Source organism: Aquimarina sp. AD1 (assembly GCF_003443695.1).
Taxonomy (GTDB): domain Bacteria; phylum Bacteroidota; class Bacteroidia; order Flavobacteriales; family Flavobacteriaceae; genus Aquimarina; species Aquimarina latercula.
Genome location: NZ_CP031966.1, coordinates 1152983 through 1177372 on the forward strand (window position 1 = coordinate 1152983; position 24390 = coordinate 1177372).

Genomic DNA, 24390 nt, shown 5'->3' on the forward strand with positions numbered 1-24390 from the left:
CAATATGGATATTCAAAAATCTCAGAATTATATCAAGATAAATTTAATTACATTTATAGGGTATATTAAACGACAATTTATAATGATAGGTAGCAAAAAGGTCAAGCATATTATTGTTTTTAAGATTGCATTGCTTATCACTATATTAATTAATCTACCTAGGGCACTTTCTCTTTTTCATATCACTGACAAGCTAGTAGATTCTTTTAGCGAAGTATCCTTAGGTGATATTTCGTTAAGAGTTATTTCTTTTTTTATTTTTTCTCTGTTAGCTCTTTATATTAATACAAATTGGAAAGAAAAATATGCATTTCTTAACTTTTATAGTAAGACTATAATTACTGTAGTTTTAAACACTATATTATATTTAGGGTTTGTCTATTTATTTATAAAAGGTTATGCGTTTTTTATAGGGAAACCGTTATCTGAGTCTGAGGTAGGTCTTCAATACTTTGTTTATTTTGTAATTCTATTGATTTGCATTTTTGTTGCTAGTATTCTTAGGTATCAAATTAGTCAACAAAAACAATTATTAGAGAACGAAAATTTAAAACAACAAAATTTACAAAAAGAGTTAACCGCATTAAAAAATCAAATAAACCCCCATTTTTTGTTTAACTCTCTCAACTCATTAAATTCTTTGATTAGAGACAATACCAAAGCAACTAAGTTTGTTAATAATTTATCCTTTTTATACCGATATATTTTACAGAGTGGTGAACGAGATTTGGTAACGGTAAAAGAAGAACTTAAATTTTTACAGAGTTATATAGAGTTGATAAAAACAAGATATCAGAGTCGCTTTGAAATAGATATAAACATAGATCAAGTACTATTGTCAGAAGAAATTCCGCCATTGGGACTTCAATTACTAGTTGAAAATGCCGTAAAACACAACGAAATATCTCAGGAAAACCCCTTAAAAGTAAAAGTATATAGTTCTGACAAAGGCATATTTGTAGAAAATGTTATAAAAGCCAGAACTTCTTTAGTACAAGGCACAAGAAATGGTTTGATTAATCTTGATAAACGCTATTACTTATTAAAAAAAGAGCATATAGTTATTGATAATAGTAATAGTTTATTTAAGGTAATACTTCCTTTAAAAACAGACACATGAGAGTTATAATTATAGAAGATGAAATTACAGCTAGTGATAACTTAACATACCTTCTTAATAGAATAGATGCGTCTATAGAAGTAGTAAAAGTTTTAGATTCTGTAAAAAGTTCAATAACGTACTTTTCGGAAACCGTTGATGCCGCGCTAATCTTTATGGATATTCATCTTGCAGATGGCATTTCTTTTGAAATTTTTGATAAAGTATCAATCGATGTCCCAATAATTTTTACTACAGCCTATGATAAATATGCTATAAAAGCCTTTAAGGTTAATAGTGTTGATTATTTATTAAAACCAATCGATCAAGAAGAATTAGCTACAGCGATTACAAAGTTTAAAAACCAAAAACAAACCTCGAATACAGTATCTAATCAAATAAATGATGTAGTTCAGTTTTTACAAAATTCTTCAAAATCATATAAGAACATGTATCTAGTACATCATAAAGATGAATTATTGCCACTACCAGCAGATGATATTTCTTATTTTTTTATAGATATAGGAATGGTTAAAGCTATAACTACTGAAAATAAAGGGTATATAATTGATAAAAAATTAGAAGATATTGAAGAAGAGCTAGATCCTGAAAAGTTCTTTAGAGCGAATCGACAATTTATTATTCAAAAGAAAGCCATAGTCAATATAAAATACTATTTCAATGGGAAATTAATTATAAATATTAATCCTGTTTCAAAAGAAAGAATTGTTGTAAGTAAAGCTAAAGCTACAAGCTTTAAAAATTGGTTGTCAGAATAGGGTGTTATTTAGAATCATTCTGATTTTTAGTAATTTAATTAATCTGCAGGATGTAGTTTTATAAAAAAACATTAAATTTAAGTAGGTTAAATATTCACACATTTAATCTAATTTAAAAAAGGTTTGCATATGGGCTTATATAATATCTTCATACTTATTTTTTTAGAGTAAACCCAGATAAAAATCAACATTACAAACGGAGTATAAATCTTTTCATTTTGAAAAGAGCACTAAAGATTGTTTAGAATATAAACACTATAGATACTATAAATGTCAAGTACTGTAGTGAGCATATATAAAAGCTTTAAAATAGTATCGATTAGCTTATGAACTATGATGAATGTCATTTTATGTTCAAAATGATTAGTACATCTTTAACATTAATAATAAACTTTATATTTTATGCCTATCACTAGCTATTTAGCTCACCCATATCAAGGAAAAAAAGAGCATTTGATAAACGAAATATCTTCATTTAAAAATTGCCAAGTGATTCCTGCTAAAAATCAAAACCTTCTTATTGTTATTACGGATACTAATAGTGGTTCGGAAGAAGATTCTTTAAGAGAAAGGTTGAAAACAATTTCTAGCTTAAAACTTTTAGCAATGGTTTCTGGGTTTAATACTCCAAATCAATAATATATGTATACATCAATACTTACCAATAGAAGGAATTTTATAAAAAAAATGGCGATTTTATCTGCTATGACAGCTGCTGCGTCCATGTTTCCAGGTATTATGTTTGCCGATGAGCAGGAGGAAGGTATACCACCTGGAGTAAATTTAGATTGGAAAAAAGCTCCTTGTAGATTTTGTGGAGTTGGTTGTGGAGTCTTAATAGGTACAGAAAATGGAAAAGCAATTGCAGTAAAAGGAGACCCTAAATCACCTGTAAATAAAGGGTTGTGTTGTGTAAAGGGATATCATTCTATTTTGGCTTTGTACGGGAAAGATCGATTGACCAAACCGCTAATTAAAAAAAATGGAACCTATGTAGAAGTTTCTATGAAAGAAGCACTTGATTTAGTAGCTTCTAAAATGAAGGAAACCATAAAAGATCATGGTAAAGATGCTGTTTCTATATATGGCTCTGGACAATGGACTATTCCGGATGGGTATGTAGCTTCAAAGCTTTTTAAAGGATGCATAGGAACTAATAATGTAGAAGCTAATGCTAGGTTATGCATGGCTACAGCCGTTACTGGATTTCTAACTTCTTTCGGACTAGATGAACCTATGGGATGTTATGAAGATATTGATCATGCAGATACATTCGTACTATGGGGTAATAATATGGCAGAAATGCATCCCGTTTTATTTTCTAGATTATTAGATCAACGATTAAAAAAAGGAGTAAAAATTATTGACTTTGCCACTAGAACTACACGTACAAGTATGGCTGCGGATAAATCAATACTTTTTAAGCCGCAAACAGATTTAGCAGTAGCTAATGCAATTTGTTATGAGATTATTCATAACGGTTGGATAAACACAACTTTTGTAGAAGAACATTGTAATTTTAGCAAAGGCCTAACCAATATGGGATATGGTCTAGAAGATAATTATACGTTTGTAGACAAACCTGAAAAAATTAGTTTCGAAGATTATAAAACTTTTCTAGATGATTATACTCCAGAAAAGGCATCAATAATTTCTGGGGTCTCGGTCAAAGATATTAAGTACTTAGCTTCACAATTTGGAGATCCAAATAAAAAGGTTATGTCGTTTTGGTGCATGGGATTAAACCAACATTCTCGAGGTACTTGGGTAAATAATTTGGTCTATAATATACACTTACTAACAGGTAAAATATCTGAACCTGGAAACAGCCCATTTTCATTAACAGGACAACCAAGTGCCTGTGGTACGGTAAGAGAAGTAGGGACCTTAACGCATAAACTTCCTCACGGAGTAGTTGCTAATAAAGAACATCGAGAATTTGCTGCTAAAATATGGGATGTTCCTGTAGAAAACATAGATCCAAAACCAACATATCATACTGTAGAAATGTTTCGTGCACTTGATAGAGGAGATATTAGGTTTATGTGGATTCAAGTAACAAATCCTATGGTTACAATGCCTAAGCTAAAACGCTATAGGGACGGAGCTAAAAAAGAAGGAAGATTTATAGTAGTGTCTGATATTTATCCAACGCCAACAACTGATATTGCCGATGTAATTTTACCTTCTGCGATGTGGATAGAACGCGAAGGTATGTATGGTAATTCTGAAAGGCGTACCCAATACTTTGAACAAATGTTGGAGCCACCGGGTGAGGCTATGAGTGATACTTTGCAATTAATTGAAGTTGCTAAACGAATGGGATTCCAAAAACAATTCTATTATAAAGAAGAAACGCATATAGAAGAAATTTACACTGAGTACCGAAGGCATCATGAAGGAAAAAAACACAATATGGCTCCGCTAGAAGTACTAAAGTCTGAACCTGGTGCTATGTGGCCTTATGTAGACGGAAAATCCACTAAATGGCGTTTTAATTCTAAATATGATCCTGCGTGTTCTAATGGAAAAGACTTCCATTTTTATGGAAAACCAGATGGTAAAGCTGTTATATGGCAGCGCCCTTATGAACCTGCTGCAGAAGAGCCAGATCAAGAATATCCATATTGGCTAGGAACAGGTCGTGTCGTAGAACACTGGCATACAGGATCTATGACTAGAAGAGTTAAAGTATTGCATCAAGCAATGCCCCATGGATATGTAGAACTCCATCCAGATGATGCCAAGCGTTTACAAATAAAAACAGGAGATAATGTAAAATTGACTACAAGAAGAGGAGAGATTATTTTACCAGCTTCTGTGGATCAAAGAGGAGTACCAGCTCCCATGCAAGTTTTTGTTCCATTTTTTGATGAAAATATGTTGATTAATAATATCACTTTAGATTCTTTTTGTCCTATTTCCAAGGAACCTGATTATAAAAAATGTGCTGTTAAAGTAGAAAAAGCGTAAACAATGAAAAAACGGCTTGGGATCATATTATTATTTACTTTACTTTTTATTGGTTTCATTATTAATTGGGGATATAGTTATAAAAAGGGACTGGAAGAAGCCTATATTCCTATTGCTAAAGAACAATCACTACCGATTATTTTTTCGGAAAAAAAAGTTTTTGAACGCTCTGAATTTGCTTTAGATTATCTCAATATGCCAATAGATGAAGCTCATCAAAGAACATTAGACTCATATTATAATAATAGAGCATATCCTGGAGCTCCACCGAGTATTCCGCATCCATTGATTAAAGGAGAAAGGGGAATGGGAGGAAAAGCATGTTTACAATGTCATCAAAATGGAGGCTTTACTGATAAGTTTAATGCATATGCTCCTGTAACGCCTCACCCAGAAATGATTAATTGTAGACAATGTCACGTAGCACAGAATGAATCATCATTTTTTAAGGAAACTACTTTTAAAAAAGTGCTTTTTGCACAAGTAGGGAACAATAGTGCTTTACCTGGAAGTCCTCCAATGATTCCACACGAAATACAAATGAGAGAAAATTGTTTGTCTTGTCATGCTGGACAAGCAGCACCAAAAGAAATAAGAGTAACACATCCCGATAGGATTAATTGTAGACAATGTCACCTGCCAGATACAAGAAAAGTAGTTGATTCCAATATTTTTACTAGAATTAAAAACACTAAAGATGAATAGAAAAATGTACAAATATTTTTTTACTTGTGTTTTTTTGATAGCACTTATTTCTTGCAAACACCAGGAAAATGAATATCATAGCTTAACAGATAAAATAAAAGCAAAAAGTGAAAAATATCAAGGAGTATCAATCTCCTCAGAATCCTATATTGGAAATCTTAAAACTATCGAAATTACAGAAGGTGATCATATATTTTTAATCCCTGATCGCAAAAGTCAGATTACATCATATGCCTGTACCGAATGTCATTCTAAACCAGTAGAAGAATTAAAAGGAGTAGCGTTAAAAAAAGCACATTGGGATGTTGTTTTGGAACATGCTAATCAAGAAATAATGAATTGTAATACTTGCCATAATGGTAATGATATGGATAATTTACAAAGCCTTACTGGTAAAACTATTGATTTTAATAGAAGTTATCAATTATGTGCTCAGTGTCATAGTAGTCAATTTGAAGATTGGAAAGGTGGAGCTCATGGTAAAAATATTGGAGGATGGGCTAAGCCCAGAGCAGCAATGACATGTGTGAATTGTCACAATCCTCACAAGCCTAAAATATTATCCAGATGGCCTTCTAGGTTTAATACACAAAAAGTTAAAGAACGAGAGTAATATAATAACATTTTAGTATGATTTTTCAAAAAAATATAAAGCTATGAATGGAATTGAGAAATATTTCAAACTAAATATGAATAGTACTACTAAACAAACTTCTGGATCTTGTGGTTGCGGTAGTTCATCAGGAAATTGTGGGTCTCATAATAGTAATCAAATGAGTGATGAAGATTTTGATACAGCAGTGGATGCAGCTATTGGTGACGAAAGGAGAAAAGATGGTTTTGATCAAGTTTTTGAAGTTAAAATGGATCGTCGTACTGCATTCAGGAAATTAACCGCGAGTTTATTGATTGGAGCGGGAGCTGCTAGTACCTCTTGTAGTGTAACTACTGGAGATGATAGTAAAGAAAAAGCGCAAATCGATTGGGAAGAACAGTTTAAAGGAAACTATAAACTAATGACGGATGATGAGAAGAAAGGTACCGTGGATCGTTTAGTGCGTTCGTATCAACTACGAAAAGGGGAAAATATAAAAATGACCTCTACGAATGCTTCTAAGGATGTGCTTTTTGGGTATGCATTCAATATATCTAAATGTCAGGGATATATGGATTGTGTAAATGCCTGTGTGAAAGAAAACAATCAGGATCGTAATTCTGAAATGCAATATATCCGAATCCATGAAATGAAAGACGGAGAAGGATTTAAGTTTAATGAAGCTGATGATAATTATTATCATGAAGTACCCGCTGAGGGGCATTTTTATATGGGAACTCAATGTTTTCATTGTGATAATCCACCTTGTGTAGATGTCTGCCCCGTACAAGCCACTTGGAGAGAAGATGATGGTTTGGTTGTAATTGATTATGATTGGTGTGTAGGTTGCAGATATTGTATGGCAGCTTGTCCATATGATGGTCGTCGATTTAATTGGAGTTCACCTGAAGTTCCCGAGGAAGAAATTAATAAAAATCAACATTATTTAGGGAATAGAATGAGGAAAAAAGGTGTAATGGAAAAATGCACTTTTTGTGTACAACGTTCCAGATCAGGAAAAGATCCAGCTTGTGTAGAAGCTTGTCCCACTGGTGCTAGGATTTTTGGAAATTTACTAGACCCTAATAGTACAATACGGTGGGTTTTAGAAAATAAAAAAGTGTTCAGGCTTAAAGAAGATTTAGGGACGGAACCTAAGTTTTGGTATTTTATGGATTAATACTGGTAATAAAGTTTGACAAATTTCAGATATAAAATATTATAAAATGAATGGATTAAAATCCTCATTAATATTGATATGGGTACACTAAAAGTTTTAGGAAGTTTAATTAAGGATAGCTTGGATATTATTACCAGAGGCTCTATTAAATACCTTATTTGGATGGGATTTCTAACATTCGTTATGTTAGTAGGGATGTATTGTTATTCTATTCAATTAGAAGAAGGACTTGTAGTTACCGGAATGAATGATCGAGTAAGTTGGGGGTTATATATATCTAATTTCACTTTTTTGGTTGGTGTGGCTGCTGCTGCTGTGATGCTCGTTATGCCTACTTATGTATTACATGATATCGATTTTAAACAAGCGGTTTTAATAGGAGAGGGTCTAGCTGTAGCAGCGTTGATTATGTGTCTAGCTTTTGTAGTGGCGGATATGGGTGGCCCTTCGGTTTTATGGCATATGATCCCTGGTATTGGAGTTTTCAATTTCCCAGCTTCGATGCTTACTTGGGATGTGATTGTTCTTAATGGATATTTGTTTATAAATATCACTATTCCTTTTTATATTTTATTTAAACATTATCAAGGAAAAGATGCGAATCCTAAAGTATATGTACCTGGTGCCATTTTATCTGTATTTTGGGCAGTAGGAATCCATTTAATAACAGCTTTTTTATATCAGGGGTTGCAAGCACGTCCTTTTTGGAATAACGCACTATTAGGGCCTCGATTTTTGGCTTCAGCTTTTGCTGCAGGTCCAGCTTTAATCATTCTGGTACTTGCAATGATTAGAAATTTCACAGAATTTAAAATAGAAGATAAAACAATAAAAAAAATAGCAAAAATTGTTACTGTTGCAGCTCAGATTAACTTAATCATGTTGGTTTCTGAATTGTTTAAAGAATTTTATTCTCCTACACATCATAGTGAAAGTGCGGTTTATCTATTCTTTGGTTTAGAAGGTAAAACAGCTTTATTACCTTGGATCTGGACAGCTATTCCTCTAAATGTTCTCGCAACAGTACTCTTAACTTTTGGGAAATTACGTAATAACTTTAAAGTACTTTATTTCTGTTGTTTTATTTTATTTCTTGCTATTTGGATTGAAAAAGGTTTTGGTTTAATTGTACCAGGCTTTATTCCTGGTCCTTATGGTAAAATAGCCGAGTATACACCTTCCGGTATTGAAATAGGAGTAACGCTGGGTATATGGGCGTTGGGAGCTTTTGTTTTTACAATTCTTGCTAAAACTGCTATAGGTATAGAAACAGGAAAATTAAGATTTAAAAACTAATACAATTCATTATATAAGTAATAAAAAAATGAAATGATAACAAGTGTTATGAATGAATTACGCTTCTAAAAAATCTTCTTCAAAATTAGAGATAAAATCGTGTATATATTTTCTATTACGATGTTTCTTTTTTACTACTAGATAATGTTTTCTTTTTAAACCATTTTTCCCAATACCCTTAAATACTAGATCTTTTGACAATTTAAAAGAGTTTAATTGCCATTTTGGGGCACACATAATTCCCATATTAGCTTGTATCATTGATAGCGTAATTTCTGTAAACGGAATGGCAGAGATTTTAATTGGATTTATTTTATTAGGCCTTAAAAAATGTTCATAAACAGCTACACCTTCTATAGGAAATGAATTGATTAACAAATGTACATTTGCGAAATGACTAGCATCTAGGTACGTTAAATTATTCAATGGATGTTCTTGATGCATAATAGCAAAAATCTCATCTCTAAATACAGGAATACTAGAAAGTTCATCAGAATTTGGTCTTGTAGTCACAATGGCAATATCTATATCATCGGATAATACTTGTGATATGGTTTGATGTGTTGCTCCAAGACTTATATCAATATCTATTTCTGGATATAAGATCCCCATTTTTTGAATGAATGCCGGGATAGAATGAAAAAATGATTGACATTCTGCACTTAGTTTAATAGTACCTTTAGCCCCTTCCTTTATGTGTCTTATGGCAGTAAAACCTTCATCAATAGAGCTAAATAACTTATTGGCCAACTTATATAGTTCAGAACCTTCTTGGGTTAACTCCCATTTATTTCTAGTTCTATAAAAGACTTTAAATCCTAGTCGTTCTTCTAACTCACGTAATTGATGACTTAAGGCCGATTGCGTTAAAAAGAGTAGTTCTGTAGAATTAGCAATACTACCTTCTTCTGCTATAGTTTTAATTAACCTGAAATATTTGAGTTCCATAAACACAAAGATAAGTTGCTTACCTATATGTCATAGCTGAAATTATTTCAGTTATAGTTTTATTTATCTCAATTTCAAAATTATATAAACTTTAATCTTCCTTGTAGTTTTGGGATAAATAACATCAATTAATTAGAGCTTTTATATGAAAACCATTGGATTGATAGGAGGAATGAGTTGGGAATCATCAAAATTATATTATGAATTTTTAAATATCAAGACGAAAGATTTTTTGGGTGGCTCTCATTCTGCAAAATGTATCTTGATTTCAGTAGATTTTGCTGAGATTGAACGATTAACTTTTAACGATGATTGGAATGCTATAGGAGAACTTATGAAACAAGCAGCACAACAATTAGAAAGGGCAGGAGCGGATATAATATTACTATGCACCAATACCATACACTTAGTTAGTGATTATATTTCTGAACATATAACTATTCCTTTCCTTCATATAGCTACAACTACAGGAGAATCTATTAAAAAATTGGGACTAGAAAAAATAGCCTTACTAGGTACAAAATTTACAATGGAAAAAGATTTTTATACCAAGACATTAACAAATGATTTTGGATTAGAAATTTTAACTCCGAAGAAAAGTAATAGACAAATTGTTCATGATATTATCTATAATGAATTAGTAAAAGGACAATTTACAAACACTTCAAAACAAATAATTATTGAGATTATAGAAGAACTACAAAGTCAAGGAGCGCAAGGTGTTATTTTGGGTTGCACCGAATTACCTATACTAATCTCAGAATCAGATATAGAAATTCCAATATTTGACACAGGAAAAATCCACTCACATGCGGCAATAGAGTGGAGTATAAAAAACTAACAAAAATTTTACACCTATTAATATGATATAATGTAAAATAGATGAAATTATATAAATTAAAACTTTAATAATATACAATGAAAAAAATCACATCTTTATCTTTATTTAGAGTATTCATTTTTCTTATTACGAGTACTCTGTTTTCACAAAAGAATAAATTAAGAAATCATATATTATTTTACAGTTCATTTGATGAAAAATTATCTGCTGATGTATCCAAGGGAGACGGAATGATATATACTGCAGAAAGCTATAAAAAATTAAATAATGCTAAACCTGGATTACATAACCCTAATGTTGTCCTAGCTAAAAATAAAGGGATGATTGGTGATGCACTTCATTTCATTGACAAAAACACTACTGTTATTTTTTATAAAGCTTATAAAAATGTTGGTTATAATAACAAATCATGGAGTGGTTCTGTATCGTTTTGGTTACAATTAGATCCCAATAAAGACTTAGCGCCAGGGTATTGTGATCCTATATGCATTACAGATACTAGATATAATGATGCTGCCTTATGGGTTGATTTTACTGATCATAATCCAAGAAAATTTAGATTAGGAGCTATGGGTGATCTAAATATTTGGAACCCAGAAAATAAAAATGATGTGACAAAGTGGGAAAAACGAACAGTAACTATTAGCAGACCTCCTTTTAAGAAAGGAAAGTGGACCCATGTGGTTATGACTTTTTCCAAAGTAAATACAGCAAACCCTACATTTAAGCTATATGTAAATGGAACATTTCAAGGAGTCATAAAAGATATAAATGATCCTTTTACTTGGGAACCTAAAGACGGAAAAATTATGTTAGGATTAGGATATATTGGGTTGATGGATGAACTTGTTATTTTTAATAAAACATTAGAAGTTAATGAAGTAAAATCTATTTTTGAGCTTAAAGAAGGTATAAAAACATTATTAAAATAGTGGTTTTATAAAAGCATCTAAAAAATGTTATTTCAGAAAACACAGAGCAGTAGTACGAATGGGTTGTTTATAGTTTATTGTCTTCCAGATACTTTTTTAAATTGTTTCTATAACTACTGCCTACAGGAATCTCAAAGGAATTAATTAACACGCAGCCATTATTATATTGAGAAACTTTTTTTAACGGAATTATATATGACTTGTGTATTCTGATAAAATTAAAACTGTTTAATTTCTCTTCTATCGATTTCAATGTTTTAAGTGCTAGATAATAATTTTTACCACATACAATTTTAGCATAATCTCTCATACCTTCAATATAGTCAATGTCATCTACCAAAACTTTTATAAATTCATCTCCTTCTTTAATATAAAAAGATGGATTTAAGGTCAAATCTTTCTTAGAATCAGGAATTAGAATATTTTGTTTAAAACGCTCTATGGTGGTTATAAAACGCTCAAAGGATACTGGTTTTAGAAGGTAATCGATGACATTTAATTCAAAACTTTCTATTGCATAATCTGTATAGGAGGTCACCATTACAAATTGTGTCTTAGTTTTAGCTAGCTTTACCAATTCTGTACCAGAAATTTGTGGCATAGCAATATCTGTAAAAACCAGATCTACTGGATTATCATTAAGATACTTAAAAGCAGCTATAGAACTTGTAAAAGTTTTTAAAATTTCAAATTCTGGAAATCTATTTATATAGTTAACCAGAACATCGATTGCTAATGGTTCATCATCAATAATTATGGTAGTTTGCTTTTTCATTACCCTAGATTGATTTCTAAATTAGCAGAATATATATTGTTGTTATGCTGTAGAACTAAATTATGTTTCTTAGGATAAGAAAGTGCTAATCTCTTTTTTAGACTCTCTATACCTTTTCCTTTTCGATTAGTTATATTAAAATGCTGCTTGTCTAGTATACTGTTTTCTACCTTAAACAAAATAATATGATTCTTACATGTTATATTAATGCTAACAAATGCATCTTGATGATTGATGTAAAACCCATGTTTAAAAGCATTCTCTACCAAAGTAATTAATAACAAGGGTTCAATATTTTTACCTTCGGCAATTCCATTAATACTTAACTTAATAGTTGCTTGATCTCCAAATCTTATTTTTTCTATAGCAATATACTCTTCAATAAATTTTAATTCTTGTGTTAGTTTTACCCGTTTGTTGGTAGAATCATCCGTTAAATAACGCATCATCCCAGAGAGTTTCAATATAGTGTTTGGTGTATCTGGGCTGTTTTTTAGAGACATACTATAAAGTGAATTAAAAGCATTAAATAAGAAATGTGGGTGTAATTGATTTCTTAACAGCTGTCCTTTTGCTTGGTTTAATTCGTTTTCTAAATTTTTATATCTATTAAAAAAATCTAATCTATTTATAAAGTAAATAAGAAAATAAAACAGGAAAGTTTTTCCAATAAATTCTGTAGAAAAATCAAATGATCTATCTAATAATACTTCGTTATGTATTCTATATGACTTTAGTAAAGCTACTAATACGATAAGCACAATAAACAGAAGTATAAAACCAATCTTATACCACAATTGATTACGCCTTAATACATAATAATATAATAAATAGGCAATCACAGAAAAGATAAAATACTCTACAGCATCACTAGTTAAAAAGAAAAGCCATTTATCAGGAAGCGTATATAGAGCCTTTCTTATGACTTGGAAGACTATAATCGTTATAAAAACCACATTAAATAGGGTGTTTAGTACTTGTATTTGTTTATCTGATAATTGAAACATATGTGTATTGTGATAGACTGTTGTAAATATATTAAAACATAATTCGGATAAATCGATAATAATACCACGTTTGTCGATTAGTAAACTAGGTTACTCTATTTCTTTTTTATGAGTAGATAAATAAAAATATGTTTGAAAAGAATTCACTTTTAAAACATATAAAAATGAAAACTACTATCATCACTTTAATAATTAGTTTATTGACAACTATTGGTTTTGGACAAAAACTTGAGCTAGAAAAAGCATCTCCTTTCACAGCGGTGACATGGGATAATGATCAGCCAGTAGTCGAATTCAATAATGAATGGTATCATTTCGAAAAGCTAGATTATTTTGATAAAGATGAACTAATACGTTTTTGTAAAAAAGAATATAATACAAAATGGAAAAAACGTTTTTCAGAAGACCTTGTAGAAGTGCTTAGAAGTTTAAATTATATACCAAATAAAGATGTTTATTTGGTTTTGTCTAGAAATGGAGTTGCTAAGACATATACTGGTACATTCACTTTTGAAAATAGACAACGTTGCCTACACTACAATAACGTATCCAAACCTAGTAAAAAGAACACTATTAGTAAAGAAAAAACTAAGAAGAGTATCGGTAAAACAGAAGCCATTGAAGATATAAAACAATTCAAAAAAATTCTAAATAACAGATCATCCTATTCACAACTCTCTAATTTTGATTATCATACAGCGATTGATGAAATTATAGCTTTAATATTAAAAAGAGAAGATAGTATTCAGGTAGATGAACTTGTATATGAAATGAGTAAAGTTATGGCAGAGATTGGTGATAGACATGCATCAATAAAAAATGAATCATTTGATAAAAAAAGTCATGAATCATATGAGCAAAAACTACCTTTTGGGATTACCGTTCTAGATAAACAAGTTATAGCAGTCAAAAGAAGATTCGGAAATAATTCGTACCAATACTACTATAAGAACTATCCGTATATTAAAAGTATTAACGGAATACACATCGACACATTAATTACCAATTATAATTATAGAGATAAAAAAGCACCAAAAGAAGCAAAAATTACAAGAGGAGCCAACGCAATTGAGCAATATGGATCACTCTTATTTAATAACAACAAAAGAAATTTAAAAAGGGTAGAAGTGGTGTTTACAGATGGAAAGAATGAGAAAAAAGATATACATAAACTAACGCTAGATAGCAAAGGATATGTTTCTACACTTCGTATTGCCAATTACAATGCTATAAAAAACACAACTAATACTGGACAGTTTGATAGCTTAAAAAGGTTATTAACTGATAATATCGGTTATATAAAAATTCCGATGATGTTTAATTATAAAAAGGTTGATAGTTTAGAACATTTCGTAGAAACTACGATGAAAGAACTTTCTAACACCAAAGCCTTAATAATAGATATCAGAAATAACCCAGGAGGAACCAGAGATATATTACAAACTTTTGCAAATTATATGATACCACAAGGACAGTCACCGTGGGTAGCCAATGTTGGATATTTACGAACAAATAAAATAATAGATACTGATGAACATTCAATGAGCAGTCGTTATTTGTATTCTTATAATTCCGATGAATTCTCAAATTCAGATAGGTTCGCAATCGATGAATTCAATAAAACATACAAAATTAAGCAAGAATTTGATCATTCTAAGTTTAGTGCCCCTTTTTATATGGTATTGAAGCATAAAAAAACCTTTTACAAACAGCCAGTTTATATATTAGTAAATGAAAGTAGTTTTAGTGCAGCTACTGTTTTTACAGCTGCTTATAAGGGTTTACCTAATGTAAAAATAGTAGGAGTAACTACTGATGGATCTAGTGGAAACTCAAAAGAAATGTATTTAACCAATTCTAATATTAGAGTAAAGGTATCAACAATGTTATCGTTTCAACGCAATGGAAAAACCTTAGATGGCAATGGAACAGTTCCTGATATCAATATATCAGTAGATAAAGAACAAATATTTAAAGGAAAGGATACGCAATTAGAAAAATTAGTTACCATTATTAATGATGAGAATTAATATTTAGAAAATTCATGAATATTGATTATATTTTATCAAATCAATCTGAATATATAATTGGAGTAAAATAGAGGAAACTAAAGACTAAAAAAACATGAAACCACAATTATATGTTTTATTCTTTTTGTCAAACTTTGTACTTGCACAAATAGACTCAATTAGTACTAGAATTAATAATCAAATTAATCATAGTTCAGAAAACCCTGTACATAGTATCTTAGTGTATTTAGAAAATGAAAGTCAAAAATTTCACTATAATGAGGGGTTTGGATTAACTACAGAAAATGGAAATCCAGTAACAAAAAATAGTTCATTTAAAATTGCAAGCAGCACTAAACTTTTTATATCAACGATTATACTTCAGCTTGAAGAAGAAGGTAAACTAGATATAAATAATAAGGTATTCAGGTATTTGAAAGATATAGAATACCTCGATTTTGAAAATTTACATATTTTGGATACTATAAAATATTCGGAACGTATCACTATCAAACAACTATTATCACATCGATCAGGATTTGCTGATATTTTTAAGGATAGAGAAGATACATTTTTTGGAATGGTAGCTCAGAACCCTAGCAAACAATATAATCCAAAATCAATTATAGAATTATATTATCAACAAAACCTTAACAATGAGCCTCACTTTATTCCTAATGAAGGATGGTATTATTCGGATATCAATTACGTATTACTTGGGTTACTTATAGAACAGTTAGATCAAACTACGCTATCTCAATCCATTAGAAATCGAATATTGGAACCATTAGGAATGGAGTATACATATTTTGAATATTATGAAGAGTTCAATAAAAACACTAGTCAAATAAGCCAGTATATAGGTAACATAAATTTTTCTGATATAAACACATCATTCGATTGGGCCGGAGGAGGACTTGTATCTACAAATGCTGATTTAGCACTATTCATAAAAGCATTATTTAGTTATAATCTGATCAATAAAAAATCATTGAATAAAATGATTAATGTTGCGTTCACTAAAAAAAATGAAAGTAGATATGGTTTAGGTATATATGAATTTATTATAAATGACGATGTTTATTATGGGCATTTTGGGTTTTATGATACTTTCGTAGGATATTGTCCTAAAACAAAATCAACACTTTCATATAGTATTAGTCAAGCGACGCCAAACTTTAACTCTTATAAATTTATTAGTCAACTGTTGAGTTTTGTTAAATAAGGATTATAACGCTACTTTAAAACTGTTTTTAGCACCTCCCAAACATTATTCGCTAGAATTTTTTGTCCTTCTATAGTCGGGTGTATACCATCCGCTTGATTTAGTTCTGGAATACCTCCAACATCTTTTAAAAGAAAAGGGATCAGTGCTAGCTCATTTTTCTGCGCAAGATCAGGAAAAATATTTCTAAACTCCGTAATATACTCGGGCCCCATATTTGGTGGTAACTGCATACCAGCTAATATGATTGTAGTTTCTGAGTTTTTTTTTCGTACAGCATCGATAATGGATTGAAGATTATTTCGGGTTTCTGTTAAAGGAACTCCCCGCAATCCATCATTAGCACCTAGTTCTAGAATAAAGACATCAACTTTCTGATTAAGTACCCAAGAGATACGGCTATTTCCGCCAGCTGTCGTCTCTCCGCTTAATCCCGAGTTGATAACAGTATACCCTAAACCTAAAGAATCCAGTCTGTTCTGAAGTACAGCAGGATACGCATCATTAATATCATCTAATCCATAGCCAGCAGTTAAGCTATCTCCAAAACAAAGAATGGTTTTAGTAAGAGTGCTTTTAGCTGAGTCACTGCTATTTTCAATAGAACTGTCTATATTAGTTTCTTCTTTTTTAGCAGTGTTTTCTCCACAGGATAATAGCAAACTAATGAATAAAAAATAACAAAACTTTAAGGAAATCAACTTATAACGAGTATATAAATACGAAACCATTTGCTTATTTTTCCTCTTTTGCATTATCTAATTGAATTAATTGAAAATCAATATGCCAAAGATATTAAAGATTCATGAACTGGAGAAGACTTATAGCAGTGGTTCAAAAAAACTTAAGGTCTTAGACAATATCTCGTTTGAAGTCGAAAAAGGAGCTACCTTTTCTATTGTAGGACCTTCTGGAAGTGGTAAAACCACTTTACTTGGACTATGTGCTGGATTAGACAACCAGGACTCAGGTATTGTAGAGTTATGTGGCCAAAATATTCAGGAATTGAATGAAGATGAACGTGCACAATTAAGAAATAAAGAAGTAGGATTTATATTTCAGAATTTTCAATTGCTTCCCACTTTAACAGCATTAGAGAATGTGATTGTACCTTTGGAATTACAAGGAGTTAAAAATGCCGTTACAAAAGGCAAGGAGTTACTAGAAAAGGTTGGATTATCACATCGTTTTCATCACTATCCCTCACAATTATCAGGAGGAGAGCAACAACGTGTCGCATTAGCCCGTGCCTTTTCAAACAAGCCAACAATTTTATTTGCCGATGAACCAACAGGGAATTTAGATGAAGAGACTGGAGAAAAGGTCATACAGCTCCTCTTTGAATTAAATAAAGAAGCTGGAACGACTTTGGTTATTATCTCTCACGATCTTGATTTGGCAAATCGAACCCAACAGATACTTAGATTAAAAGGAGGGAAAATTATAAGCAATGAGAAAACATTAGTACAATAATGAAAATGGATTCATATTCAAAAATAGATATTGCTTGGTTACTAAAGATGGCGTGGCGTGATGGACGATCTAGCATTTCCAGATTACTATTATTTATGGCATCTATCATTCTTGGTATTGCCGCTGTAGTTTCGATACAATTATTCAGTGAAAATGTAAAACAAAATATACAGGATCAATCCAAAGTATTGATGGGGGCTGATTTTATAATAGATAGTAGACAACTTCCTAATGAAAAAGTTCAGACTATCATCGATTCATTGGGAGCAGACGCTTACGAAGTTAATTTCCCATCCATGGCGGCGTTTCCAAGAAATGGAGCTGCTAAATTAGTACAAGTACGAGGTATGGAAGGCAATTTTCCTTTTTATGGAACTTTGGAAACGGAACCTATTACTGCAGCTACGGAGTATCAAAAAAGGGGAGGAGCCTTAGTGGATGCAACGCTCATGTTGCAATATGATATAAAACCAGGTGACTCTATCAAGTTAGGATTGGTTACCTTTCCTATTCTAGGAGCTATTAATTCAATGCCGGGTAGTTCTGGAATCTCATCAACAGTAGCTCCCACAGTACTAATCCCATATCGATTTATAGAACAGACCGAATTGTTGCAATTGGGCAGCAGAAAGAGATATCAATATTTTTTTGAATCACCAGAAGTAGATCTAATTAAATTAGATAAGACTTTAGATCCTATCTTGGATGCAGAAAATGCTGACCTCGATACGCATACCAGTACTAGTCAACGAATAGGACGTGGTTATGGAAATCTAGGTAAATTTCTGAACTTGGCGGCGTTTATAGCCTTACTACTAGGCTGCATTGGCATAGCTAGTTCAGTACATATCTATATCAAAGAGAAATTAACAGATGTTGCGGTTTTAAAATGTTTAGGAGCGAGTAGAAAACAGGCTTTTTTGATTTACCTAATACAAATTGCTGTGATGGGACTTATTGGTGGAATTTTAGGGACAGTAGCGGGTATAGGACTTCAACAATTACTTCCATTTCTTTTGGATGGATTTTTACCATTTGATGTAGAAGTTTCTATAAGTCTACAGCCAATTTTTATGGGATTACTATTAGGTGTTTTGATGTCGGTATTATTTGCATTACAACCTTTACTTTCTACTTGGTATGTATCACCATTAGAAGTGTTACGGGTGTCAGAAAAACAAGCTAGAGGATCTAAAAAGATTCGAGTATTTACCTTTGGCGCAATTTTGCTTTTTATTCTTTTATTCTCCCTATGGATCTTTAGAGATATACTATTTGCTTTTGCTTTTGTAGCAGGTATTTTTGCCACCTTTGCTATTTTAGCAGGGATCTCTACCTTATTTATTAAGGTAATTAAAAAATATTTTCCAACCGCTTGGGGATTTACAGCTAGAACGAGTTTGTTGAATCTCTTTAGACCTAATAACCAGACTACGGTACTTATATTTGCTATAGGTCTTGGTACTTTTTTGATTAGTACTTTATATTTTACCAAAGACATACTATTAACAAAAACAGCATTGGATAACGGTTCAGACAATGCGAATATTATTTTAGTAGATGTGCAACCAGAGCAGCGTGATGCCGTAATTGCGAGCATGACCCCGTCTGGATTAGAAGTTATCGATAATCTATCCATTGTTACTATGCGGATGCATAGTATTAATGGGAAATTAAGTAATGAGATTAGAAAAGATACAACTACTGCAGTGAATGATTGGGTACTTAATCATGAATTTAGGACGACTTTTAGGGATTCGCTTATTGCTTCAGAATCTATAATTGATGGTAGCTGGGTAAAAGAAGTTAAATCTGGAGAAAAAGTTCCCATCTCAATATCAGAAAGTCTTGCAGAAAATGCAAAGTTAGGAGTTGGGGATCCTGTTATTTTTAATATACAAGGTGTATTGATGGAAACCATTGTTGGAAGCATCAGAAAAGTAGATTGGACACGCTTACAGTTAAATTTTATGGTAGTATTTCCAAAAGGCGTATTAGAACAAGCGCCACAATTTCATGTACTTACTACATATGTACCTGATAATAATCAATCTGCTGCACTGCAACGAGAACTAGTAAGTAAATTTCCAAATGTTACTGTCTTTGATCTTAGACAGATCTATACTGTTATTGAAGACATTCTAGGAAAAATCTCCTGGGTGATTAATTTTATGGCATTCTTTAGTATTCTTACAGGTGTTATTGTATTAATAGGTTCGGTTCGAAATAGTAAATACCAACGTATTAAAGAGAGTGTGTTATTACGTACATTGGGTGCAAAAAGCAAACAAATTCTTAGTATTACGGCGCTAGAGTATTTATTTTTAGGAATACTTGGCAGTTTGGCTGGAATCCTATTATCTTTAATCAGTAGTCAATTATTAGCAACACTATTATTCGAAGAACCTTTTGTGCCTTCTGGCATTCCATTCTTACTGTTTCTGCCTAGTATAGTAATTTTAGTATTGCTCATTGGATTAAGTAATATTAAAAGTGTGTTACAAAGTCCGCCTTTAAATATTTTGAGGAAAGTGGGGTAGTCGTAGGATTAATTTTATATATCAGGATGGGTTTACGTAATGAATTTGATCTTCTGCTATTTTAGCTGTGATAATTAAATATACTGTATAAACTACAATTATGGGATCTAATAAGAAAGCTAAGACAAAGATAGACTGGTTACGAAAAGCTCGAGAACACTGGAATTATAAGGGTGTAGAAAGACCTCCATTTGCAATTGAACCTAAAGAGAATCAGCGATCAGTTTGGGATTTTCCTCGTCCCCCGATCATTGAAAAAGTTAGTAAGCCAGTAATTGTGAATCATAAGGATATTAGGATTGTAGATTCTCGTAATGCACTTGCAGTATTAGAGACTGCAAGCCCACCAACATATTATATCCCTAAAAATGATATTGATATGAATACGCTTGTTACGATGCCTAATAAGAGTTCAATGTGCGAATGGAAAGGAAATGCAGTGTATTGGACATTAAAGGAAATGAGTAATATTCCTGTGGCGTGGTCATATCCTAATCCATTTTTAGAGTTTGAAGCATTAAAAGATCATATCGCTTTTTATCCGCAACATCTTGATTGTTATGTTGATGGAGAACAAGTAAGAGCACAATCTAGTCAATTTTATGCAGGATGGATTACTTCTGATTTGGTTGGACCTTTTAAGGGAGAACCTGGAACAGGACATTGGTAATGATATTTTTTAATATCAGGAGAGCTATACCCGGGAAGTTTTCGCTAGTATAACACCAGATAACAAATACTATTTTTTTTTTGATTAAATAGGTGTTAAACGCTATCTGAACTTATTCTAAAATCTTCAATTGATTTAATAAAAAAACATATGTTAAATTCCCTAAAAATTTAATACTTAGTGCTTAACAGTCAATATTTTATATTGTTTTTTTTGTAAATTTAAAAACTATCCCTAAATCACATGACATCAGGTCGTGTTCATTCATAATTTATCGTTATTGTAGTAAACTTTGCTATCAAAAGAATAGATGCTTTTAATAGAAGTTTTTATCATTAAAAACAGTAGTGAGATTATTAATGTTAGTTATATGAGATAAAATTAAATATTAACCAATAAATAATCAATTATGCAAACGAAACACTTTATTTATGCGCTGTTTTTTCTTACTATTCAGGTCACTTTTTCACAGGTTGAATCGAACTATTATCCAGAAGGTAATGCTTTAGAAAAGATTACAGAATTAAACATTAATCAAAAAACCCAAAGATTAATCACAATGCCTGATTTCAATGTAAACACATTGATTGAAGAAGATAAAAGAACAGAAAAGTCAGAAAAAGCAAGACCTTATCGATTTGGAAAAAGTTTTGATACCAATATTAGGGTAGACGTTGGAAAGGACGGTACAGATACTGAGGATGGTAGAGTCTGGTCATCAGAATTTTATTCCAAAGGTGCTCTTTCTATTAATTTTGTTCTTAAAAACCTAAAACTTGCAGATGGTGCAGAGCTTTACTTATATAACGATAGTGGAACTATGATTTATGGGCCCGTAACAAGTGAAAGCAATAAAAAAAAGGGTGTTTTTTTGACAGATTTAATATTTGGTGATCGTGTTATTATGTATGTGAAAGAACCAAAAAATTCAGAGAATAGAAGTAGTTTTACTATAAAACGTGTAGTACATGCGTATCGTGGACTTAACAGCGAGAGAACTTGGGGAACACCTGGTGCATCTGAAGCCTGTAATAATGATCTAGCTTGCTTTAATGCTTGGGTGCAAACTGGTAATTCTGTAGCTTTAGTTTTATTATCTAGTGGAGCAGAACATTGTAGCGGTTGTCTTTTAAATAGCACTGATAACAGTTTAAGACCTTATTTTCTTTCTGCTTTTCATTGTGCCGATTCCAATAATAATGGAACGTTAAGTACAAGTGAAAGAAATAATGCTGAAGATTGGTTGTTCAAGTTTGGTTTTAGAAGAGTCTCATGTAGCACAACAAGTAGTCATTTTAATTTTGTTAATTCTAACGGAGCCATATTTAGAGCTGGGTGGTTTAATACCGATTTTCTTCTCTTAGAAATTGAGAGCTTGAAATATAATGGTACCCATACCTATGCAGGCTGGGATAGAAGAACAAATACTCCAACCAGTGGTGCATCTATACATCATCCCGCAGGTGATTTAAGGAAAATTTCTATTGAAAACAATAATTTCCAAGTATCAAGTTGGAATGGAACCAATAATCGTTGGCTTGTCAATTTTGATGATGGCGTAGTTCAACATGGTTCTTCAGGTAGTCCAATTTTTAATCAGAATCAAAGAGTAGTAGGACAACTACATGGGAATCAAAACTATAACCCCTTCAATACGTATTGTAATCAGAATAGAGGAGAATACGGAAGATTTAATTTATCATGGAATGGCGGAGGTACAAATAGTACTCGATTAAGCAACTGGCTGGATCCTTGTGGAACAGGAGCGCAAACTACCAATACACTTAATGGAGCTTATACAAGTAATCCAGGAACTATCGGATGTACAGAAAGAAAAGTTACCGTTTACAATTTACCGGCAGGTTCAACAATTAATTGGAGTAGCAGTAGTAATTTAACTAGAACATCTACACAAGGAACAAATCCGAGTACCTTCAAAGCCAATGGAACAGGAAGCGCTTGGGTAAGAGCTGTTGTGACACCTCCTAATGGTTGTGGTAATACCTATACTATGCAAAGAACAGCAACTGCTAATGGTGCAAGTACGAACATGTCGCTTTCTATATATGGAAATAATAATGGTTGGGTTAATGCACAAGCTTTTGGTGGCTCTGCTCCTTATAACTGGATAATTTACGGTATTAATGGTTCGACTCAAGTAACCACCTCTAGTTCTTATCTGAATTATTATGTAGGCTGTGGCGGAGGTTATCTTCAAGTACAGGCTACAAATTCCTGTGGAGATTCTGCTTATGGTTCTCAATCTATTCCAGGCTGTTCTGGAATCGGAATTTATTCAATGAGAGCATATCCAAATCCAACATCTGATCAATTAACAATTGAACGGATGAGTACCACTAAAAATTTCAGTTTTGAAAATAATATAGTCGTAGAATCTACAATTATTACATTACATGATTTTACAGGAGCAACTGTTAAACATATAAAAATGGACTATAAAGCTAATAAAATTCAATTAGATGTCAGCAATTTAAAAGGAGGTAACTATTTTTTAAAGATAACAGGAAATGGCAAAGACGAAACCCATCAAATAATAATTGAATAACATATCATTAAATCATAATAAAGGGGGCACAATTGTCCCCTTTAATTTATATAGCAAATAAAATCATTTATTACAGAATAATTTCTATAAGCAAACATACCAATGATCATACAGAATGGATATAGAATCCTAAGTGTGAGTATATTCCTTTTCATTTTTGAATGCTCTTTTTTTTAGTCTAATTATTGTATTCTCTTAGAAATTAACCATTTCCACAACTTTTGTTTCGTTATCACCTAGTTTTATATGTTTCATAATGCCTCCACCTGTTTCATCCCATAACATAAAAGCAATGATGTAATAATCTCCTGGAGGTAAATTTTTGAATTCAAATTCTCCTTGTTCATTACACATTATTTTCCTGGTTTTATGATATCCTTCTGGATCTGGAGTAAATTTAGGAATGCCATCTTCGACATATACAAAACCAGCGTCATCGTTTTTGTATATATAATTCAACCGTTCCTTTGTATATGGTGAATACGGGTTTAGTTCTAGTCTAAATTGTTTTCCAAAACGAACATCTCCATCTTTTGATCTAAACTTTGCTATTCCTTTAATACTAGAATTTCCATTTTTGTAAAACCATGCCACATCTTTTTCATTGAATTCACCTTGTATAGGTATTGGTGTATCTGTTTTCTGAGTTTTATTAGAACAACTATAAAAAATAATACATATAAAGATTAAGAGATATCTCATTGATAAAAAAGGATTTATAAGGTTTAATAAATGATGAATGACCGCCTTGCTTAGTAAGGTAGAATAATAATATGT

Annotated in this window: 21 protein-coding genes; 16 read left to right on the forward strand and 5 right to left on the reverse strand. The window is 31.7% G+C overall.

The genetic code is table 11. From position 1 onward, the window contains the following. The first annotated feature begins 4 nt into the window (after window positions 1–4). The 8 genes from D1815_RS05195 to dsrP all read left to right on the forward strand — a co-directional run bounded on the left by D1815_RS05195 (window position 5) and on the right by dsrP (window position 8627). Entirely contained in the window at window positions 5–1120 is a 1116-nt protein-coding gene (locus D1815_RS05195) for a sensor histidine kinase (protein WP_118386200.1), read from the forward strand. After that, entirely contained in the window at window positions 1117–1878 is a 762-nt protein-coding gene (locus tag D1815_RS05200; protein ID WP_118386201.1) for a LytTR family DNA-binding domain-containing protein, read from the forward strand. Before D1815_RS05195 ends, D1815_RS05200 begins: the two co-directional genes overlap by 4 nt. Before the next feature lie 402 nt (window positions 1879–2280). After that, complete coding sequence (locus D1815_RS05205) at window positions 2281–2517, forward strand: hypothetical protein (protein WP_118386202.1); 237 nt, start codon at window positions 2281–2283, stop codon at window positions 2515–2517. A 3-nt stretch (window positions 2518–2520) separates the two neighbouring features. Next, window positions 2521–4851, forward strand: a complete 2331-nt coding sequence (locus tag D1815_RS05210; protein WP_118386203.1) for a molybdopterin-dependent oxidoreductase — start codon at window positions 2521–2523, stop codon at window positions 4849–4851. A 3-nt stretch (window positions 4852–4854) separates the two neighbouring features. Next, on the forward strand, window positions 4855–5556 hold the full coding sequence (locus tag D1815_RS05215; RefSeq protein WP_118386204.1) for a multiheme c-type cytochrome: 702 nt from the start codon (window positions 4855–4857) through the stop codon (window positions 5554–5556). Continuing rightward, window positions 5549–6169: a cytochrome c3 family protein gene (locus D1815_RS05220; protein WP_118386205.1), complete on the forward strand. Its 621-nt coding sequence runs from the start codon at window positions 5549–5551 to the stop codon at window positions 6167–6169. The genes D1815_RS05215 and D1815_RS05220 overlap by 8 nt, the downstream gene beginning before the upstream one ends. Before the next feature lie 43 nt (window positions 6170–6212). After that, window positions 6213–7331: a 4Fe-4S dicluster domain-containing protein gene (locus D1815_RS05225; protein ID WP_118386206.1), complete on the forward strand. Its 1119-nt coding sequence runs from the start codon at window positions 6213–6215 to the stop codon at window positions 7329–7331. 78 nt (window positions 7332–7409) lie between these two features. Further along, on the forward strand, window positions 7410–8627 hold the full coding sequence (gene dsrP, locus D1815_RS05230) for a sulfate reduction electron transfer complex DsrMKJOP subunit DsrP (RefSeq protein WP_118386207.1): 1218 nt from the start codon (window positions 7410–7412) through the stop codon (window positions 8625–8627). A gap of 57 nt (window positions 8628–8684) precedes the next feature. On the opposite strand, the gene D1815_RS05235 is transcribed toward dsrP, so the two are convergent. Continuing rightward, entirely contained in the window at window positions 8685–9575 is an 891-nt protein-coding gene (locus D1815_RS05235) for a LysR family transcriptional regulator (protein ID WP_118386208.1), read from the reverse strand. Between the two features lie 145 nt (window positions 9576–9720). Between D1815_RS05235 and D1815_RS05240 the strand changes: the two genes are divergently transcribed. Both D1815_RS05240 and D1815_RS05245 read left to right on the forward strand, forming a co-directional pair. Then, window positions 9721–10416, forward strand: coding sequence for an aspartate/glutamate racemase family protein (locus tag D1815_RS05240; protein ID WP_118386209.1), 696 nt, complete (start codon window positions 9721–9723; stop codon window positions 10414–10416). Window positions 10417–10493: 77 nt separating this feature from the next. Next, window positions 10494–11348, forward strand: a complete 855-nt coding sequence (locus D1815_RS05245) for a LamG-like jellyroll fold domain-containing protein (protein ID WP_118386210.1) — start codon at window positions 10494–10496, stop codon at window positions 11346–11348. A gap of 67 nt (window positions 11349–11415) precedes the next feature. Here the strand turns inward: D1815_RS05245 and D1815_RS05250 are convergent, their stop codons facing one another. Both D1815_RS05250 and D1815_RS05255 read right to left on the reverse strand, forming a co-directional pair. After that, window positions 11416–12123 (reverse strand): LytTR family DNA-binding domain-containing protein, encoded by a 708-nt coding sequence (locus D1815_RS05250; RefSeq protein ID WP_118386211.1) that lies wholly within the window; start codon window positions 12121–12123, stop codon window positions 11416–11418. Next, window positions 12123–13130, reverse strand: coding sequence for a sensor histidine kinase (locus tag D1815_RS05255; RefSeq protein ID WP_118386212.1), 1008 nt, complete (start codon window positions 13128–13130; stop codon window positions 12123–12125). Before D1815_RS05255 ends, D1815_RS05250 begins: the two co-directional genes overlap by 1 nt. 164 nt (window positions 13131–13294) lie before the next feature. Here D1815_RS05255 and D1815_RS05260 point away from each other — a divergent pair, with 164 nt between their 5' ends. Together D1815_RS05260 and D1815_RS05265 are read left to right on the forward strand one after the other, a co-directional pair. Then, window positions 13295–15160 (forward strand): S41 family peptidase, encoded by a 1866-nt coding sequence (locus tag D1815_RS05260; protein ID WP_158594520.1) that lies wholly within the window; start codon window positions 13295–13297, stop codon window positions 15158–15160. 94 nt (window positions 15161–15254) lie between these two features. After that, a complete protein-coding gene (locus tag D1815_RS05265; protein ID WP_118386214.1) occupies window positions 15255–16364 on the forward strand; it encodes a serine hydrolase in 1110 nt (369 codons plus the stop codon). Window positions 16365–16375: 11 nt separating this feature from the next. On the opposite strand, the gene D1815_RS05270 is transcribed toward D1815_RS05265, so the two are convergent. After that, the gene (locus D1815_RS05270; protein WP_118386215.1) at window positions 16376–17119 is read right to left on the reverse strand and encodes an arylesterase; all 744 of its coding nucleotides are present in this window, start codon (window positions 17117–17119) and stop codon (window positions 16376–16378) included. A 28-nt stretch (window positions 17120–17147) separates the two neighbouring features. Between D1815_RS05270 and D1815_RS05275 the strand changes: the two genes are divergently transcribed. From D1815_RS05275 to D1815_RS05290, 4 genes are all read left to right on the forward strand, one after another. Beyond that, window positions 17148–17837: an ABC transporter ATP-binding protein gene (locus D1815_RS05275; RefSeq protein WP_118386216.1), complete on the forward strand. Its 690-nt coding sequence runs from the start codon at window positions 17148–17150 to the stop codon at window positions 17835–17837. A 47-nt stretch (window positions 17838–17884) separates the two neighbouring features. Further along, the gene (locus tag D1815_RS05280) at window positions 17885–20377 is read left to right on the forward strand and encodes an ABC transporter permease (protein WP_118389883.1); all 2493 of its coding nucleotides are present in this window, start codon (window positions 17885–17887) and stop codon (window positions 20375–20377) included. A gap of 100 nt (window positions 20378–20477) precedes the next feature. Then, window positions 20478–21047, forward strand: coding sequence for a DUF427 domain-containing protein (locus D1815_RS05285; RefSeq protein ID WP_118386217.1), 570 nt, complete (start codon window positions 20478–20480; stop codon window positions 21045–21047). A 409-nt stretch (window positions 21048–21456) separates the two neighbouring features. After that, window positions 21457–23613 carry a T9SS type A sorting domain-containing protein gene (locus D1815_RS05290; RefSeq protein ID WP_118386218.1) on the forward strand — a complete coding sequence of 719 codons (2157 nt, stop codon included), beginning with the start codon at window positions 21457–21459 and terminating at the stop codon, window positions 23611–23613. 195 nt (window positions 23614–23808) lie between these two features. Here D1815_RS05290 and D1815_RS05295 read toward each other — a convergent pair whose 3' ends face one another. Continuing rightward, the gene (locus D1815_RS05295; protein WP_118386219.1) at window positions 23809–24315 is read right to left on the reverse strand and encodes a hypothetical protein; all 507 of its coding nucleotides are present in this window, start codon (window positions 24313–24315) and stop codon (window positions 23809–23811) included. Window positions 24316–24390 lie beyond the last annotated feature (75 nt).

Excerpts from the sequence above, each read along its gene's own strand:
- D1815_RS05270 (WP_118386215.1), bottom strand. The coding sequence starts at position 17,119 with ATGCAAAAGAGGAAAAATAAGCAAATGGTTTCGTATTTATATACTCGT.
- D1815_RS05250 (WP_118386211.1), bottom strand. The coding sequence starts at position 12,123 with ATGAAAAAGCAAACTACCATAATTATTGATGATGAACCATTAGCAATC.
- D1815_RS05195 (WP_118386200.1), top strand. The coding sequence starts at position 5 with ATGGATATTCAAAAATCTCAGAATTATATCAAGATAAATTTAATTACA.
- D1815_RS05215 (WP_118386204.1), top strand. The coding sequence starts at position 4,855 with ATGAAAAAACGGCTTGGGATCATATTATTATTTACTTTACTTTTTATT.
- D1815_RS05205 (WP_118386202.1), top strand. The coding sequence starts at position 2,281 with ATGCCTATCACTAGCTATTTAGCTCACCCATATCAAGGAAAAAAAGAG.
- D1815_RS05220 (WP_118386205.1), top strand. The coding sequence starts at position 5,549 with ATGAATAGAAAAATGTACAAATATTTTTTTACTTGTGTTTTTTTGATA.
- D1815_RS05260 (WP_158594520.1), top strand. The coding sequence starts at position 13,295 with ATGAAAACTACTATCATCACTTTAATAATTAGTTTATTGACAACTATT.
- D1815_RS05245 (WP_118386210.1), top strand. The coding sequence starts at position 10,494 with ATGAAAAAAATCACATCTTTATCTTTATTTAGAGTATTCATTTTTCTT.
- D1815_RS05200 (WP_118386201.1), top strand. The coding sequence starts at position 1,117 with ATGAGAGTTATAATTATAGAAGATGAAATTACAGCTAGTGATAACTTA.
- D1815_RS05235 (WP_118386208.1), bottom strand. The coding sequence starts at position 9,575 with ATGGAACTCAAATATTTCAGGTTAATTAAAACTATAGCAGAAGAAGGT.
- dsrP (WP_118386207.1), top strand. The coding sequence starts at position 7,410 with ATGGGTACACTAAAAGTTTTAGGAAGTTTAATTAAGGATAGCTTGGAT.
- D1815_RS05225 (WP_118386206.1), top strand. The coding sequence starts at position 6,213 with ATGAATGGAATTGAGAAATATTTCAAACTAAATATGAATAGTACTACT.
- D1815_RS05255 (WP_118386212.1), bottom strand. The coding sequence starts at position 13,130 with ATGTTTCAATTATCAGATAAACAAATACAAGTACTAAACACCCTATTT.
- D1815_RS05290 (WP_118386218.1), top strand. The coding sequence starts at position 21,457 with ATGCAAACGAAACACTTTATTTATGCGCTGTTTTTTCTTACTATTCAG.
- D1815_RS05280 (WP_118389883.1), top strand. The coding sequence starts at position 17,885 with ATGGCGTGGCGTGATGGACGATCTAGCATTTCCAGATTACTATTATTT.
- D1815_RS05285 (WP_118386217.1), top strand. The coding sequence starts at position 20,478 with ATGGGATCTAATAAGAAAGCTAAGACAAAGATAGACTGGTTACGAAAA.
- D1815_RS05275 (WP_118386216.1), top strand. The coding sequence starts at position 17,148 with ATGCCAAAGATATTAAAGATTCATGAACTGGAGAAGACTTATAGCAGT.
- D1815_RS05295 (WP_118386219.1), bottom strand. The coding sequence starts at position 24,315 with ATGAGATATCTCTTAATCTTTATATGTATTATTTTTTATAGTTGTTCT.
- D1815_RS05210 (WP_118386203.1), top strand. The coding sequence starts at position 2,521 with ATGTATACATCAATACTTACCAATAGAAGGAATTTTATAAAAAAAATG.
- D1815_RS05240 (WP_118386209.1), top strand. The coding sequence starts at position 9,721 with ATGAAAACCATTGGATTGATAGGAGGAATGAGTTGGGAATCATCAAAA.
- D1815_RS05265 (WP_118386214.1), top strand. The coding sequence starts at position 15,255 with ATGAAACCACAATTATATGTTTTATTCTTTTTGTCAAACTTTGTACTT.